The following is a 14,317-nucleotide window of genomic DNA, read 5'->3' as shown; positions in this document are numbered from 1 at the left end:
GTCACCCGTCGGAGCGCGGTGGGACGACTCCCCGGATCAGTCCGAGGTCCAGCAAATCCTGGGGACGGACGCGGAGTTGGTCGGCGGTGCCCCGTGCCGCGTCCGCGTCGCGCTTGAGGATGGCGGCGGCTGCTTCCGGGGCGATGACGGAGAAGTAGCTGTCCGGCGTCGCCCACAGCCGGTCCGGCGCGGCCAGGGCCAGCGCGCCACCGGAACCGCCCTCTCCGATCAGCAGCGAGGTGACCAGCGTACGGACCGAGGCCAGCGCGGAGAAGACGTCGGCGATGGCGGCGCCCGCGCCGGCCCGTTCGGCTGCCGGGTCGTTGGCCGCGCCCGGGGTGTCAATGAGGGTGAGCACCGGTATGCCGAGGCGGTCTGCCAGCCGGATCAGTCGGGCCGCCGTGCGGAACCCCGCGGGGCGTACGGCCGTGCCGCACTGGGCGGCGAACGCGATCGTGCGCCCGTCGTGCCGGCCGAAACCGCAGCGTATGCCGGGGTCCGTACCGCCGCAGCGGTCGCCGCTGATCTCCTCGCGCCAGTCGAAGTACGCGTCCAGATACGCCTCGGCGCGGGGGCGCCGCGCGTCCCGGGCCGAGCACACGGCTTCCCATCCGGACGCCGGAAGTCCGGCCGTACCGAGCGCGGGTGGGGGAGGCGCGGGTGCGGCGGAGGGAACCTCGCTGTGCCGGGATGGCGCGGTTCTGGTGGAGGGGGTCTCGCCGTGCCGGGGTGGGGTGGTCTTGGTGGAGGGGGTCTCGCCGTGCAGGGGTGGCGCGGTTTTGGGGGAGGGGGCCTCGTCGTCACCGGGAGACAGCAGTCGTAGCCAGCGGCCGAGCGCCGCGCGCAAGTCGTCCGGCGGGACGACGGCATCGACCTGTCCTGCCGCCAACTGGCCTTCGGCGCTGTACGCGTACGGGTCGGCGTCCGCCGGTCGTACGCGCGAGCCCGCGAAGCCGACCTGCGCGCCCGGCAGTGCGAGCACCACATCGGCACCCGCGCCGAGCGTCGCCCAGCCGCCGCCGGTCGTCGGGTCGCGGACCACGGCGACCTGCGGCAGTCCCGCGGCCCGGTTCAGCGCGGACTGGCCGGCCACCCGCTGGAGCTGGGTCAGGGCCCGCATACCCTCCTGCATCCGGCTGCCACCCGTGGCGATCAGGGTCACCACCGGCAGGCGCAGTTCCCTGGCGCGGGTCCAGGCGGCCACCAGTCGGTCACCCGTGCGCTCCCCGAGGGAGCCGCCGAGAAAGCCGAACTCGAAGGAGACCAGGACGACGGGCACGCCCGCGACCCGGGCGGTGCCGCTGACCACGGACTCGTCCTCACCGGTCCGCTCCCGCGCCTGCTGCCGCGCGAAGCCGTACCCGTCCCAGGCGAGCGGCCCGTCGTCGTACGGGGCGGTGGGCGTGGGTCCGGCTGCCGTGGATCCGGTCGGCGTAGGCCGCGGGGCGCTGGTCGCCGCCTCCGGTGCCGGGAACTCCGCGAAGTCGTCCGTCACCACGGCGATCGCCTCGCGCGCCGACCAGCGCGGCGACGGCCCGGCCGGTACGGGCCGCCCGCCCACGTAACCGCCGCCTGCGTCCCCGCCGGCCTCCGCGCCACCAGCCGCTCCACCGTTGAGGTTGCCGTCCGGGAAGTCTGTGCCGCCTCCGGCTGCCGCGCCCGGGCCGGTCCCCGGAGCCCCGCTACGCACGGAGGTTCCGTTTCAGGATCTTGCCCATGTCGTTGCGGGGGAGGGCGTCGAGGAAGTGGACCACGCGGGGGCGCTTGTGCGGGGCGAGCCGGCGGGCCACGTGGTCGGCGAGTTCGGCGTCGGTCGGTCTCGGGGCGCTCTCGGCCGCCTGGGCCGGGACGATCCAGGCGACGATCCGCTCGCCCAGGTCCTCGTCCGGCTCGCCCGTCACGGCGGCCTCGCTGACGCCCGGGTGCTCCAGCAGGGCGTTCTCGATCTCCCCCGCGCCGATCTTGTAGCCGCCGCTCTTGATCAGGTCGGTGGCCTTGCGGCCGACGATGCGGTAGTTCCCGGCCGCGTCGCGCGTCGCCATGTCGCCCGTACGGAACCAGCCGCCGTCGAAGGCGGCCGCGGTGGCGTCCGGGCGGTTGAGGTACTCGACGAACAGGTTGGGGCCGCGGACCTGGATCTCGCCGACCGTCTCGCCGTCGCTCGCCTCGACGGCCTGGCCGGACTCGTCGACGAGCCGGACGTACACACCGGGCAGCGGAACGCCGACGGTGCCGGGCGCGGGCTCGCCGTCGGCCCGTACGCTCGTGTTCATCAGCGTCTCGGTCATGCCGTACCGCTCGATGACGCGGCACCCGGCGGCCGCGGCCAGCCGCTCGTGGTCGGTACGCGGCAGGGCCGCCGAGCCGGACACCAGGAGACGGGCCCGGCCCAGCGCCCTGGCCAGCGCCGGGTTGTCGCCGGCCTCGACGGCCAGGCGGTGGTACATCGTCGGCACCCCGAACAGCATCGTGCCGTCCGCCGCCAGCTCCCGGAGCACCCCCTCGGTGCTGAAGCGCCCCAAGTGGTGCACGCGGCCGCCGCGCCGCAGCGGCCCGAGAATGCCCAGGACGAGGCCGTGCACATGGAACAGCGGCAGGCCGTGCACGAGGACGTCGTCGGCGGTCCACTGCCACGCCTCCGCCAGCGCGTCCAGGGTGTGCGCGATCGCCCGGCGGGGGATGACGACGCCCTTGGGCGGGCCGGTCGTGCCGGAGGTGTAGACGACGAGGGCGGCGGATTCGGCGCCCGGCTCGTACGGCAGGGGCGGCACCTCCTCGCTGCCGGCGGTGGGCTCGACGTCGATACGGGGGAGGGCGGCCAGCGCGCCGGGCAGTTCGTCGTCCGGACCGGCCAGCACGAGCGTCGGCCCGCTGTCCGACACGATGTGCGCCAACTCGCTCTCGCCGATCTTCGGGTTGACGGGCACGGCGGCCACCCCGGTGAGCAACGTGGCCACCACGGCGACCGCGGTCTCCAGGGTGGGCGTGGCCCAGACGGCCACCCGGGTGTGACCGTCGAGGCGATCGGTCAGCCGGCACGCGGCCGCAGCCAGTTGGCGGTAGCTGAGCGCCCGCTCGCCGAAGCGCAGCGCGGGCTGCGGCGACGCGTCGCTCAGCGCCGGAAAGAGCACGTTCACCAGGTCTCCCTCGTCCTCGTCGTCCCACGTCGGTGCCGCCGCCCCGGACCTGCCGGAACGGGCCGACCCCACCACTGTGGCAGAGACCACCGACAACGCGATCACGGACCACCGGGGTGGTGATCACGGGCCGCTGAGATGGTGATCACGGACTGCCGGTGCCGGCGATCGTGGACTGCCGGTGCCGGTGATCACGGACCGACGGTGCCGGTGATCACGGATCACCGGTGTCACGGTCGCGTGGCGCCGCGCGGGAGCGAAACGGGCCGCCTGTACGGGGTGGCTCGCATCGGGCTGCCGAACGGGGCTGCTCGCATCGGGGATGCCGCACGGGGATGCCGCACGGGGCCGCCGCACGGGGCGGCTCGCACCGGGCCGCCGCACGGGGCCGCCTGCGCCGCGCCACCCGCACCGAGCCGCCGCACCGGACTGCGACCACGCCCGGTGCGGCCCGGCTCACCCCGTCATCTTGCGGAAGTCCCAGGACACCACGGCGTCCGGAACCAGTCGCAGCCAGGCGTGCCGGCCGTCGTGCGGCATCCGGTCCAGGCCGAAATACTTGGTGGCGAACAGGCGTTCCGGAACATCCAGTTCCGCGCAGGTGTCACCCGTTCGCGGGACCTCGCCGACGACCGCCACGCTGCCGGTCAGCTCCACCCCGCGCAGCTCGTCGTAGCCGTGTCCGTCGTCGACGACCGCCGCGATCCGTGGATTCCCGCGCAGCTGCGCCCACCGCTTGCTGCGGGTGATCGAGTACAGCCAGAGCGCCGTGCCGTCCCAGGCGAACCACAGGGCGCCGACGTGCGGCGTGCCGTCCGCGCCCACGGTGGCCACCCGGCACGTGCGCTGCTCCGCCAGGAAGGCGTCCCGTTCGTGCGGCGTCATCATGATGCGGCGTCCGCGCCGCTGTGTGCCCGTCATCCGTCGCCCACCTTCGTCGCCCACCTTCGTCGCCGTCGTACGGCTGCGGCCTGACTGGCCGTCAGGAACTGGTGGCAGGCATCATCCGGTCTCTTCCGCGCCGGCGCAATGGCGGCTACGCTCGCGCGGCCCGCGCCCGTGGTGCCATGGCGGGCGGGTGCATCGCGCATCGGTACGGCTTCGCGACGACCGGCCCCGGGAGGGACGAGACGATGGTTTCGGGCGCCCGCCTCTGGGAACAGACCGATCCGGCGACCACGGCCCTGCTCACCGTCGAGTGCCAGCGCGGGGTCGTCGGGCCGGACGGCGCGCTGCCGGAACTGGCCGAAGCGGCCCGCGCGTCCGGTGCGCTCGGCCGGGTGGCGCGGCTGGTCGGGGCCGCGCACGGGGCGGGCGTCCAGGTGCTGCACGCCGTCGCCGAGCGCCGCCCGGACGGCCGTGGCGCCAACCGCAACGCGCGCCTGTTCGCCGCCGCCGAGCGCCTGCCCGTACAGCAGCTCGCCGGTACGGCCGCGGTACGCATCGCCGCCCCGGTGCCGGTCTCCGAGGACGACCTGATCGTACGCAGGCTGCACGGCCTGTCGCCGCTCGCCGGCACGGACGTGGACCCGCTGCTGCGCAATCTCGGCTGCCGGACTCTGGTCATCGCCGGGGTGTCGGCGAACGTGGCGATCCCGAACGCCGTCTTCGACGCGGTCAACCTCGGTTACACGGCGGTGGTGCCCGCCGACGCCATCGCCGGTGTGCCGGCGGACTACACCGCGGCGATGGTCCGGCACACCCTCGCCCTCGTCGCCACCGTCACGACCACCGACGACCTGCTCTCCTGCTGGAGCGGGGCACCCGGCCCGCTCGGCGACGCAACCCGACCGGTCGGCCCGGCCTGACCGTCACCTCAGGCTGACCGTCACCTCAGGCTGAACGTCACCTCGATCTGATCGTCACCTCGATCCGACCGGTCACCCCAGCTTGATCGAGTCACCCTCCACGCTCACCTTGGCCGCGATCAGCCCCTTGGTGGCGGGGCCCTTGCGGACGCTGCCGTCGTCGATGGCGTAGGTGCTGCCGTGGCAGGGGCAGTTGATCGTGCCGTTCGCCACCTCGTTCACCAGGCAGCCCTGGTGCCGGCAGACCGCCGAGAACGCCTTGAACTCGCCCTTGGCGGGCTGCGTCACCACGAGCTTGCGATCCTTGAAGACCTTGCCGCCGCCTTCAGGGATGTCCGCGGTCCTCGCCAGCACGCCCCCGGCCGCACCGGCACCCGCGCCCCCGGTGTCCCGGCTTCCGGTGTCCGCGCCCCCGGGGGCCGTGTCGCCGTTCTTCGGCCCGTCGTCCGGGGACGACGCGCTGTCCCCGTACCCGTCCGCGCCGCTCCCGCACGCCGCGAGCGCGGCGGCCAGCCCCACCGCGCCGGCCGCCGCGACGACCGTACGGCGCGCCGTCGCCGTACCCGACCGCCCTCCCTGCGCCGGGCGAATCGCTGCCCGCCGAGTCTGCGTCTGCCGAGCCGGTGCCCGCTGATCCGATGCCCGCTGATCCGATGCCTGCCGAGCCGATGCCTGCCGCGTCATGGCGTGCCTCCCACTGTCGGTGCCCGGGGGTGCCGCGCGCCGCGCGCCGCGCGCCGCGCGTGGTGCGTGCCACGTGGCGGATGCGTCCCCTGGGCGTTGTGGAAGTTCCATACGGGTGGGCAGGCGCGGGCGTTCAGCTCTTGTCGAGTGCTGAGCGCAGGAAATCACGTTCGAAGCGGAGCAGGTTCTCGGTGACCGCCGTGTCGGCGGGCGCGTGGCCCGCGCCGGGCAGCGGCAGCACGCTGTGCTGTCTGCCGGCGGCCAGCAGTTCGGCGGAGAAGCGCAGGGTGTGGGCGGGGGCCACGTTGTCGTCCGACAGGCCCTGGACGAGCAGCAGCGGGCGGCGCAGCAGGTGACCGTGGCCCACCAGGGAGGAGCGCGCGTAGTGGTCCGGTACCTCGGAGGGGTGGCCGAGGAAGCGTTCCTTCCAGTGGGTGTCGTACAGCCGCTGGTCCGTCGCCGGAGCGCCGGCGACCGCCGCGTGAAAGACATCGGGACGGTGCAGGACGGCAGCGGCGGCCAGGAACCCGCCGAACGACCAGCCACGGATCGCCACCCGCGACAGGTCCAGCTCCGGGAAACGCGCGGAGGCCGCGTGCAGCGCGTCGGTCTGGTCCTCCAGTACGGGGGTGAGTTGATCGCCGTGGACGGCCTTCTCCCAGGCCGGGCTCCGGCCGGGGGTACCGCGCCCGTCCGTGGCCAGTACGGCGAAGCCCTCCTCGGCGAACCACTGCGCCACACAGGCGAACCAGGTGCGCGCCCGTACCGCGAACTGGATGCCCGGGCCGCCGTACGGGAAGAGCAGTACCGGCAGGCTGCCCGTACCGGGCTCGTGCCAGGAGGGGAGGTACAGCGCGCTGTGTACCTCTCGTCGCCCCAGCACGAGATGGTGCGGGCGCGGGGTGACGACCGGCTCCTCACCGAGCGAGGCGATGGTCCCGGCGACCTCAGTAGAACCGAGGGCCCTAGTAATCGAAGCAGCCCCAGCAGTCCCAGCAGTCCTAGCAGTCGAAGCAGTCCCAGCAGTCGAAGCACTCCTAGCGGTCCCAGCAGCCCCAGCGACCCCGTCCGCCCCAGCAGCCCCGTCGGCCCCAACGGCCCCGTTGGCCCCGGAACCGCGTACCTCGGCCACCGGTCCCTCCGGTGTGACCCCGCTGAGGACCACCGTGCCGCCTCCAACGGCGGCAGTGAAGAGTCCCGGCCCCTCGCTCAGCCGGACCAGGCCGCCCTCCGGGCCCCACCGCCACACCCCCACCGTCGTCGGCTCCTCGTTGGCGGTGAACCACACTTGCTCGCCCTCCACGGCGACGACCTCGCGCACCTGTAGTCCGGGCGGCGTCACGGTGGTGCCACCCACGCTCAGATGGCGGGTGCCGGGCGTGTCCTCGGGCACGACCAGGGCTCCCGAGGCCGTACGGGCCGGGGTGCCGGGCACGATCTCGGTCCAGGCGGGGTCGGTGCGCTCGTGCAGCAGCGCGGTCGCGCCGGTGCCCGTGTCGACCGCCAGGGTGCGCAGTGTCCGCTGGTCGCGGCTCTGTACGCCGATGAGCGGCCCGTGCGCGTCCCAGCCGGCGCTGACGAGGTACTCGTACGCGGCCCGGTCCCACGCCACCTCGACGTGCTGCCCTTCGGAGGCGGCGGCCACCGGCACGACGCGGAGCGTCACCTCCGCGTTGGCCGTTCCCGCCGAGGGGTACGCCACCACGCGCGGTGGCTGCTCGGGGCGCGCCGGGTCGCTGATGTGGCGCCGTGCCACGCTGGACGTGTCCACCCTGGCCACCAGGAGGTGACGGCTGTCAGGGGCCCACCAGTAGCCGCGCGTGCGGCCCATCGACTCGGCCGCCACGTATTCAGGCAGCCCGTAGGTGACGTCCGGGCCCTCGGCAGCCGCCAGTTGCCGGTCGGTCCCGTCCTCCAGGGCGACGACGTGCAACGATCCGTCGGTCACGTACGCGACGAGCCGTCCGTCCGGAGAGGGCCGGGGATCGACGACCGGACCGGCGGTCGGCACGTGGCAGGGGGCGCAATCGTCCGTACGCACCACCCACAGCGCGCCGGAGAGCGCACAGGCCCCCACGCGCGCCGTCGCGTCGGTCGCGTACGCCACCACACCCGTGGAGTGCTCGCGCGCCCGCTCCCGGCGCAGCCGCTCCGCCTCGGGCAACTCCTCCTCCGTGGCCGTGCCCGCCCCCAACAGCACCGGATCGGCCACCACCCGCTCCGCACCGCCCTCGTACTGCCACAGCCGGCCTACGGGGTCACTGCCCCCGCCGGTACGGACGAACAGCACCCGGCGGCCGTCGGGGGAGACGCCGAACTGCCGTGGCACACCGAGGGAGAAGCGCCGGGTCCGCGCGAACTGCGGGGGGAAGGCGGCCGCCGTCTCGGAGTCAGCGCCGGGCGAGCGGTAGGAACCATCAGCGAAATCATCAGCGAAATCATCAGCAACGGTCATGACGGGACTCTGGCATCCACCAGGCCGGTCAGGCACCGGGGCGACGCAAGGTCGAAAGAAGATGATGCCGAAAGGGAAAGTTGTCGAAAGGAGAAGGTGTCGAGAGGAGAAGGGGTCGCGAGGAGAAGGTGTCGCGAGGAGAAGGAGGAGACGACGAAGCCCCGCGGACGGGGGAACCGCGGGGCTTCGTTCGATAAGTGTACATGTGTTCAGGTGTTTATGTCCTGCTGAGCGCGGTGCGCCTCCAGATGTTCTCCCCGGCGCCGGCCCCCGCCACGTGGGATGATGACCAGGTGACGCTGGAGGACCTCGTCCGGCTCCGCCGGGCCCGTGACCTGATGGACCGCGAGTACGCCAAGCCGCTCGACGTGCCGGCGCTGGCGCGTGCCGCGCTCATGTCGACGGGCCACTTCTCCCGCAGCTTCCGCGCCGCCTTCGGGGAGACGCCGTACAGCTACCTCATGACGCGCCGCATCGAGCGGGCGAAAGCGCTGCTGCGGCGCGGTGACCTGTCGGTGACGGAGGTCTGTTTCGAGGTCGGCTGTACGTCGCTGGGGTCGTTCAGCTCGCGGTTCACCGAGCTGGTCGGTGAGAGCCCGAGCGCGTACCGGGCGCGCAGTCACGACGACGGCGCCGCCATCCCCGCCTGCTACGCCAAGATCTATACGAGACCGGTCAGGAATGGAGAAGCGAAGCCCACTTCCCGACCGTAGCGTTGTCCGTATGAACATCAGCCTTTCAACATGCTTCATCGCCGTGGACGACCACGACAAGGCGCTGGCCTTCTACCGGGACGTGCTCGGCCTGGAGGTGCGCAACGACGTCGGGTTCGAGGGGATGCGCTGGGTGACTGTCGGCGCGCCGTCGCAGCCGGACGTGAGCATCGTCCTCGAACCGCCCCTCGCGGACCCGAACGCCTCGCCCGCCGACCGCGAGGCCATGGCGGAACTGCTGGCCAAGGGCCTGCTGCGGGCCGTCATCTTCACGACCGACGACTGCGACGCCACCTTCGAGCGCATCCGCGCCGCGGGCGGCGAGGTGCTCCAGGAGCCGGTCGACCAGCCGTACGGCGTCCGCGACTGCGCCTTCCGCGACCCGTCCGGCAACATGCTGCGTTTCAACCAGGCGCGGGAGAAGTAGCGCACCGTACGACGCATGAGGGCGGCCCGGTCCGCTTCCCCGGAGCACGTACCGGGGGAGCGGACCGGGCCGCGCGTGCGTGAACGAGCGCACATGAGCGACAACATGAAACCCACCGGCACCGACCGGAAGGCGCCCCCGCGGACCCAGAAGGCCGCGCGCTCCCTGAAGGTGCGGCGGGCAAACTGGGGTGGAAGCACTGCACCGCCAGCGGTACGGACGTCGACCTCCTCAGCCGGAAGCCGATCGAGAAGACCGACTCGTTCGCCGAGGAGTTCGGCGGTGCGAGGGCCATCGCGAGATCACCTTCGAGCTGCGACCACCTTCGAGCTGCGACCACCTTCGAGCTGCGACCACCTTCGAGCTGCGACCAGCTACTAGCTCTGACGACTTCCAGCTCTGACCACTTCCAGCTCTGACCGCACGATGATGGAGCCCGCACCCCCGCCGCGCGGGCCCCCACACGGGCCCTCCGTGCGCGGAACCGGCTGTCAGTCAGGAGGCGTTGGTCATGCGTATCCCTGGTCCCGAGCCCCAGCCGGACGGCGGGGTGGGAGCGGTCGCCGCGGCGGGCGGACTGCACATCTACCAGCTGCGGCTGCACGCGGAGTACGGTCCCGTCGTACGGTTCCAGCTGCCGGGCGCGGAGACGGCCGTGTCGGTCGCCGACCCCGTACTGCTGGAGGCCACGGCCCACCTCGACAAACGCCCGGAGCGGCTGTTCGAGTTCCTGGCCCCGCTGTGCGAGGCGGGCAATCTCCAGGTGCTGCCCGCCGAGGAGCACACTCCCTGGCGGCGCGTCCTGCTGTCGGTGCTGGCCGGGCGCCCGTCCCACGAGCGGCACGCCGCGCGGTTCACCGCACTGGCGGTCGATCTCGCCGACCGCTGGGGCCGGCAGGCCGGCCGCGGTCCCGTCGCGCTGCAGAAGGACCTCACCGCGCTGTCACTGCGGATGATCTGTTCTTACGCGCTGGAGGACGAAGCCACCGACCCGGATGCCACCGACCCGGATGCCACCGATCCGGACGCCGCCGATCCGGACGCCGCCGATCCGGACGCCGCGGACCCGGACGCCGTCGTCGCGGCCTTCGAGGAGGTGCTGACCGAATACCTGGGCCGGCTCTACCAGGTGCCGGCCCCGGGCACCGAGGCGGAACGCGCCGAACGGGCGGCCCGGGCCCTCGCCTACCTGCGCGCGACGGTCGACCGGGTCGTCGCGGCGCACCGCTCCGGCAGCCGCGCGGACCGCAGCGATCTGATCGGGGCACTCGTCGAGGCCGGTGAGAGCCCCGCGCGGATCCGCGACACCGTCATGGTGACGCTGCTGGCCGCGCACCACACCACCGGAGTGGCCGTCTCCTGGACCCTGCACCTCCTGGGGCGCCACCCCGAGGCGGCGGACCGCGTCGCCGCCGAACTGGATCGCGTACTCGGGGACCGCGCGGTGCCCGAGTATGCCGACCTGCGGCACCTCCCGTACCTGGACATGGTGCTGAAGGAAGCGATGCGGCTCTACCCGCCCGGCCCGTACGGCGCGCGGGAGACGACCGAACCCCTGGTCCTGGGCGATTACGAGCTGCCGGCCGGGACGACGGTCTTCTACCCGTTCTGGGCCGTGCACCTGAACCCCGACCACTGGCCCGAGCCCGAGAGGTTCGTCCCCGAACGGTTCGCCCCCGAGAAGGTGGCCGGGCGGCCGAGGCTGGCCTACATCCCGTTCGGCATCGGGCCGCGCAGCTGCGAGGGCGCCGGCCTCGCCATGGTCGAGGCCGAACTCGTGCTGGCCGTCCTGCTCAAGCGCTTCCGGTTCCGGCCCGCGCCGGGACACCGGGTGACACCGGTCGAACGGTTCGTGCTGTGGGCGCAGGACGACATCCGGATGCTCGTGACTCCGCGCGGCACCGCACCGCGCCCGTAACTCCGTGCACCCTCCGTGCGCTGCCGGGGCTGGGGTGAGGGGAAGGCGGGTATGCATGGGGCGGCAGTGCCGGTGCGAGCAGGGGAGTGGCCATGACGGAGTGGTTATTGGCGTTCGACGCGGGCTGCGGCGTGTGCGGCGAGGCGGCCGGGAGGATCGGCGGGGTGGTCGACGACCGGCTGACGCTGGTGGGGCTCGGTGAGGAGCGGGTACGCGCCCTGCGGCGCACGGCGCTGGGCGGCGAACCGCCGTTCGCCCCGACGCTGCTGGCCGTGGACGGGGAGCGGGTACGGGCGTGGACGGGACCGGCGCTGTCGGCGCGCCTGTGCCGCCTTCTGGGGCCGGTCGGTTCGCTGCGCGTGGTACGGGCCCTGAACCGGACCGATGTGCTCGTGCACGGAGACCGGCGCCGGCTCCTCAAGGCCGTGCCGGGCCTGGCGCTGGGCGCCTTCCTCGTCTCCGGCGGGCTCGCCGCCCCGGCCATGGCCTCGGCCGGCCGCCGGATGACGGCCGCCGGCGCCGAGGAGTGGGCCGCCGGCCTCACCCGGATCCCCACCGGCTACCGCGAGGTGACCGCGCTGCCGATGCCGCAGCGCCGGGCCGTGTACGCCCGCATCCCGGACCGCGCGAAGGCCGGACTGTGGCTCGAACACGTACAGCGCTACCGCGCGGCGCACCCCGAACTGTCCGGGCCGCGGACGGCGATGCTGGAGAAGGTCGCCGCGGCCGTACCGGCCGTTTTCGCCGGGACGGGCGCCTGGTCGGCGTCGGATGTCGAGCGGCTACGGGAGGAGTCGGTGGCGGTGCTCGGCCCCGACGTGTCGTTCGCCGCGCTCGGCGTGCTCGGCCCGGCCGAGTCGCCTGCCCCCGCCGCCCCCGCCGCCTCGGCCGGTTCCCGTGCACGGAACCGCGTCCTGATGAACTGCGACTGTCACAAAGGCGCCAGCGGGTGCAGCTCCTGCGGCAATTCCGTGCCCTGTACCGAACAGGCCTCCGGATGTGGGTGGTTGTGGCAGCAGAGGTGTGACGGTGTGTGCGGGGGATGAAAGGCCGGGGAAGGCCGAGAGAATCCGAGAAAAGCCGAGAACAACCGAGAAGGGTTCCCGGGCCTGGTCCGCCGATCCGTCTCTCCAGACCATTCGTGACCCCGCGACATCGCCGTACGTCACCGGGGCCATGGCCTTGCCCGTGTTCCGGTCGCCGATCTGAAAGATCCTGTCACCGAAATGCACGGTTTCGCTCACCTGGTCACCTTGGCCGTGTTGTGGTTGCCGAACTGCTTGATGCTGTCGCCGACGTGGAAGTTCTCCACCTGGAACTGGAATTCCGTCTGTGGATTGTCGATCGCGTCCATGACCGAGCGGGCGATGTGCGCCACCAGATTCTTGTCAGGACTGGTCAGGATGGCATACGGCGCCCCCGCCGTCTCGATGTCGAGCCGGTGCAGTTCCCGTCGTGGCAACGCCGTGAACAGCCATATGAGACCGGAGGCCAGCAGCATGAGCAGGACGGCGAGAAACACCGACGAGACGCTCACGCCCGTGGTGCCCCCACCGCCGGCGCCGACCGACAGCGCCATGAGAACGGCGAAACTCCCGAGCATCCAGGGCCGCGCGCGCTTCATCACCACCGAGAATCTCGGCTTCACTTCGGTCGTCGTCACACAGGCGATGTTGTGCAGCGGGTACGCCGCGGATCCCACCCACAGGGTCCGCCGGCTGACCTCGACATTGATCATTTCACGTCGGTAGAACACACTTCCCCCGAGCTGTCGCGCTGTGGGTGCATCACGGTCGGCCCAGCATTGCCGAAGGCGTGGGCTCCGCGCAGGGGTTCCGCCGGAATTCCCTCCAGGCGTCCTGAACACTGAGCCGGTGGGAACGCGCATAGCGGTGCTCGGGCCGGTGCGGGTCTTCGACGGTGACGGGACGCCGGTGGGCATCGGAGGTGCGAGGCCGCGTATGCTGCTGGCCCGACTGGCGCTGGCGGCGGGCGACATGGTGGCCCAGGGCGCGCTCATCGACGGCCTGTGGGGCGTACGGCCTCCCACGGACGCGCTCAACTCGCTGCACGCGCTGGTGTACCGGCTGCGCAAGGCGCTGCCCGACGGCGGGCTGCTGGAGTCGTCAGGGGCGGGCTGCCGGCTCGCGGTGCCGAGGGGGCACGTGGACGCCGCTCGTTTCGAAGCGCTGGCGGCCCGGGGCGGGCAGGAACTCGCCGCCGGGACGCCCGGGAAAGCCGCTTCCGTGCTCGGTGAGGCGCTCGCGCTGTGGCAGGGGCCCGCGTTGGCCGACGTACGGGAAGCACCGTACGCCGCGTCGGCGGCGGCCCGGCCGGAGGAGTTGCGCGTCGCGGCGTTCGAGGACCGCTGCGAGGCGGAGCTGCGGCTGGGCCACCACACCCGGGTCCTGGCCGACCTGGAGACGGCAGCGGCCGATCACCCACTGCGGGAAGAGGCCGTCGAGGCGGTCTGTTCGGGCGGTCCGCTGCCGGCCGGGGACGTCCCGTACGTACTCGGCTCGCTGGTCGACAAGTCCCTCGTGGAACGGGCCGGGGACGGCTACCGCATGCTGGAGACCGTACGGGCGTACGCGGTGGAACGGCTCCTCCAGGCGGGCGAGCGGGAAGCGGTCCGGGACCGTCTCGTGCGGCACTTCGCCGGCGTGGCCGAGGAACACGAGCCGCTGCTGCGCTCCGCCCGGCAGGAAGAATCGTTCGCGCTCTTCGCGGCCGAATACGACAACCTTGCGTTCGCGCTGCGCACGGCCGTCGACGGACGCGACGCGGACGCGGCGGCCCGGCTGCTCGGCCCGCTGCGCTGGTACTGGAACGCGCTGCGCCACGACGCTCGCGCGGGCTCCCTGGCCGCCGGGGTGTGCGAACTCGGTGACGCGCAGCCCGAGGATGCCGCACGCCGCGTACGGCCTCGGTGTCTTCGAACTGGGCCCGGCGGTGACCGGTGACGTCCGGCTCCGCGGCATGGGCGGCAGCATGCAGGGCTCGCGCTTCTTCGCTGTGGGCACCTCCGACGGCGCAGAGTCCGTCGCCGTCCACACCAACACCGAGTTCAAGACCTGGCAGGTGCTCTTCCGGGTCCTGGAGGCCCAGTTCGGCATCCCGGCCGTCCCGGGGGTGTGACAGCGCCGTCCGGCCCGTTCCCCGCCGAAGACGGCGC

At 72.9% G+C, this 14,317-nt stretch carries 13 protein-coding genes; 7 read left to right on the top strand and 6 right to left on the bottom strand.

The features are described 5' to 3' along the window. Position 1: 1 nt before the first annotated feature. From AB0L45_RS08565 to AB0L45_RS08555, 3 genes are all read right to left on the bottom strand, one after another. The gene (locus tag AB0L45_RS08565) at positions 2 to 1,504 is read right to left on the bottom strand and encodes a carboxyl transferase domain-containing protein (RefSeq protein ID WP_365837503.1); all 1,503 of its coding nucleotides are present in this window, start codon (positions 1,502 to 1,504) and stop codon (positions 2 to 4) included. A 178-nt stretch (positions 1,505 to 1,682) separates the two neighbouring features. Then, the gene (locus tag AB0L45_RS08560; RefSeq protein ID WP_365837427.1) at positions 1,683 to 3,137 is read right to left on the bottom strand and encodes an acyl-CoA synthetase; all 1,455 of its coding nucleotides are present in this window, start codon (positions 3,135 to 3,137) and stop codon (positions 1,683 to 1,685) included. Between the two features lie 456 nt (positions 3,138 to 3,593). Further along, complete coding sequence (locus AB0L45_RS08555; RefSeq protein ID WP_365837425.1) at positions 3,594 to 4,058, bottom strand: pyridoxamine 5'-phosphate oxidase family protein; 465 nt, start codon at positions 4,056 to 4,058, stop codon at positions 3,594 to 3,596. 212 nt (positions 4,059 to 4,270) lie between these two features. Here AB0L45_RS08555 and AB0L45_RS08550 point away from each other — a divergent pair, with 212 nt between their 5' ends. After that, positions 4,271 to 4,945: a cysteine hydrolase gene (locus AB0L45_RS08550; RefSeq protein ID WP_365837423.1), complete on the top strand. Its 675-nt coding sequence runs from the start codon at positions 4,271 to 4,273 to the stop codon at positions 4,943 to 4,945. 72 nt (positions 4,946 to 5,017) lie between these two features. Here the strand turns inward: AB0L45_RS08550 and AB0L45_RS08545 are convergent, their stop codons facing one another. Both AB0L45_RS08545 and AB0L45_RS08540 read right to left on the bottom strand, forming a co-directional pair. Further along, positions 5,018 to 5,464 (bottom strand): Rieske (2Fe-2S) protein, encoded by a 447-nt coding sequence (locus tag AB0L45_RS08545; protein ID WP_365837421.1) that lies wholly within the window; start codon positions 5,462 to 5,464, stop codon positions 5,018 to 5,020. Between the two features lie 298 nt (positions 5,465 to 5,762). Then, positions 5,763 to 8,084: a prolyl oligopeptidase family serine peptidase gene (locus AB0L45_RS08540; RefSeq protein WP_365837419.1), complete on the bottom strand. Its 2,322-nt coding sequence runs from the start codon at positions 8,082 to 8,084 to the stop codon at positions 5,763 to 5,765. A 293-nt stretch (positions 8,085 to 8,377) separates the two neighbouring features. Between AB0L45_RS08540 and AB0L45_RS08535 the strand changes: the two genes are divergently transcribed. From AB0L45_RS08535 to AB0L45_RS08520, 4 genes are all read left to right on the top strand, one after another. After that, complete coding sequence (locus tag AB0L45_RS08535) at positions 8,378 to 8,797, top strand: helix-turn-helix transcriptional regulator (protein ID WP_365837501.1); 420 nt, start codon at positions 8,378 to 8,380, stop codon at positions 8,795 to 8,797. 10 nt (positions 8,798 to 8,807) lie between these two features. Beyond that, on the top strand, positions 8,808 to 9,224 hold the full coding sequence (locus AB0L45_RS08530; RefSeq protein ID WP_365837417.1) for a VOC family protein: 417 nt from the start codon (positions 8,808 to 8,810) through the stop codon (positions 9,222 to 9,224). A 511-nt stretch (positions 9,225 to 9,735) separates the two neighbouring features. After that, positions 9,736 to 11,142: a cytochrome P450 gene (locus tag AB0L45_RS08525; RefSeq protein ID WP_365837415.1), complete on the top strand. Its 1,407-nt coding sequence runs from the start codon at positions 9,736 to 9,738 to the stop codon at positions 11,140 to 11,142. 92 nt (positions 11,143 to 11,234) lie between these two features. Beyond that, positions 11,235 to 12,188 carry a bacteriocin fulvocin C-related protein gene (locus AB0L45_RS08520; protein ID WP_365837413.1) on the top strand — a complete coding sequence of 318 codons (954 nt, stop codon included), beginning with the start codon at positions 11,235 to 11,237 and terminating at the stop codon, positions 12,186 to 12,188. A gap of 194 nt (positions 12,189 to 12,382) precedes the next feature. Here AB0L45_RS08520 and AB0L45_RS08515 read toward each other — a convergent pair whose 3' ends face one another. Next, positions 12,383 to 12,880, bottom strand: a complete 498-nt coding sequence (locus AB0L45_RS08515) for a DUF6232 family protein (protein WP_365837411.1) — start codon at positions 12,878 to 12,880, stop codon at positions 12,383 to 12,385. Positions 12,881 to 13,016: 136 nt separating this feature from the next. Between AB0L45_RS08515 and AB0L45_RS08510 the strand changes: the two genes are divergently transcribed. Both AB0L45_RS08510 and AB0L45_RS08505 read left to right on the top strand, forming a co-directional pair. Beyond that, positions 13,017 to 14,105 carry a BTAD domain-containing putative transcriptional regulator gene (locus AB0L45_RS08510; protein WP_365837409.1) on the top strand — a complete coding sequence of 363 codons (1,089 nt, stop codon included), beginning with the start codon at positions 13,017 to 13,019 and terminating at the stop codon, positions 14,103 to 14,105. Beyond that, a complete protein-coding gene (locus AB0L45_RS08505; RefSeq protein ID WP_365837407.1) occupies positions 14,095 to 14,280 on the top strand; it encodes a hypothetical protein in 186 nt (61 codons plus the stop codon). Before AB0L45_RS08510 ends, AB0L45_RS08505 begins: the two co-directional genes overlap by 11 nt. Positions 14,281 to 14,317: the final 37 nt, after the last annotated feature.

Source organism: Streptomyces sp. NPDC052496, from assembly GCF_040679095.1.
Taxonomy (GTDB): Bacteria; Actinomycetota; Actinomycetes; order Streptomycetales; family Streptomycetaceae; genus Streptomyces.
Note: the sequence above shows the minus strand (reverse complement) of the source record. Positions and strands in the feature narration are given on the sequence as shown.

Coding starts and splice junctions, on each gene's coding strand:
- AB0L45_RS08540 (WP_365837419.1), bottom strand. CDS start 8,084: ATGACCGTTGCTGATGATTTCGCTGATGATTTCGCTGATGGTTCCTAC.
- AB0L45_RS08530 (WP_365837417.1), top strand. CDS start 8,808: ATGAACATCAGCCTTTCAACATGCTTCATCGCCGTGGACGACCACGAC.
- AB0L45_RS08550 (WP_365837423.1), top strand. CDS start 4,271: ATGGTTTCGGGCGCCCGCCTCTGGGAACAGACCGATCCGGCGACCACG.
- AB0L45_RS08520 (WP_365837413.1), top strand. CDS start 11,235: ATGACGGAGTGGTTATTGGCGTTCGACGCGGGCTGCGGCGTGTGCGGC.
- AB0L45_RS08515 (WP_365837411.1), bottom strand. CDS start 12,880: ATGATCAATGTCGAGGTCAGCCGGCGGACCCTGTGGGTGGGATCCGCG.
- AB0L45_RS08555 (WP_365837425.1), bottom strand. CDS start 4,058: ATGACGGGCACACAGCGGCGCGGACGCCGCATCATGATGACGCCGCAC.
- AB0L45_RS08525 (WP_365837415.1), top strand. CDS start 9,736: ATGCGTATCCCTGGTCCCGAGCCCCAGCCGGACGGCGGGGTGGGAGCG.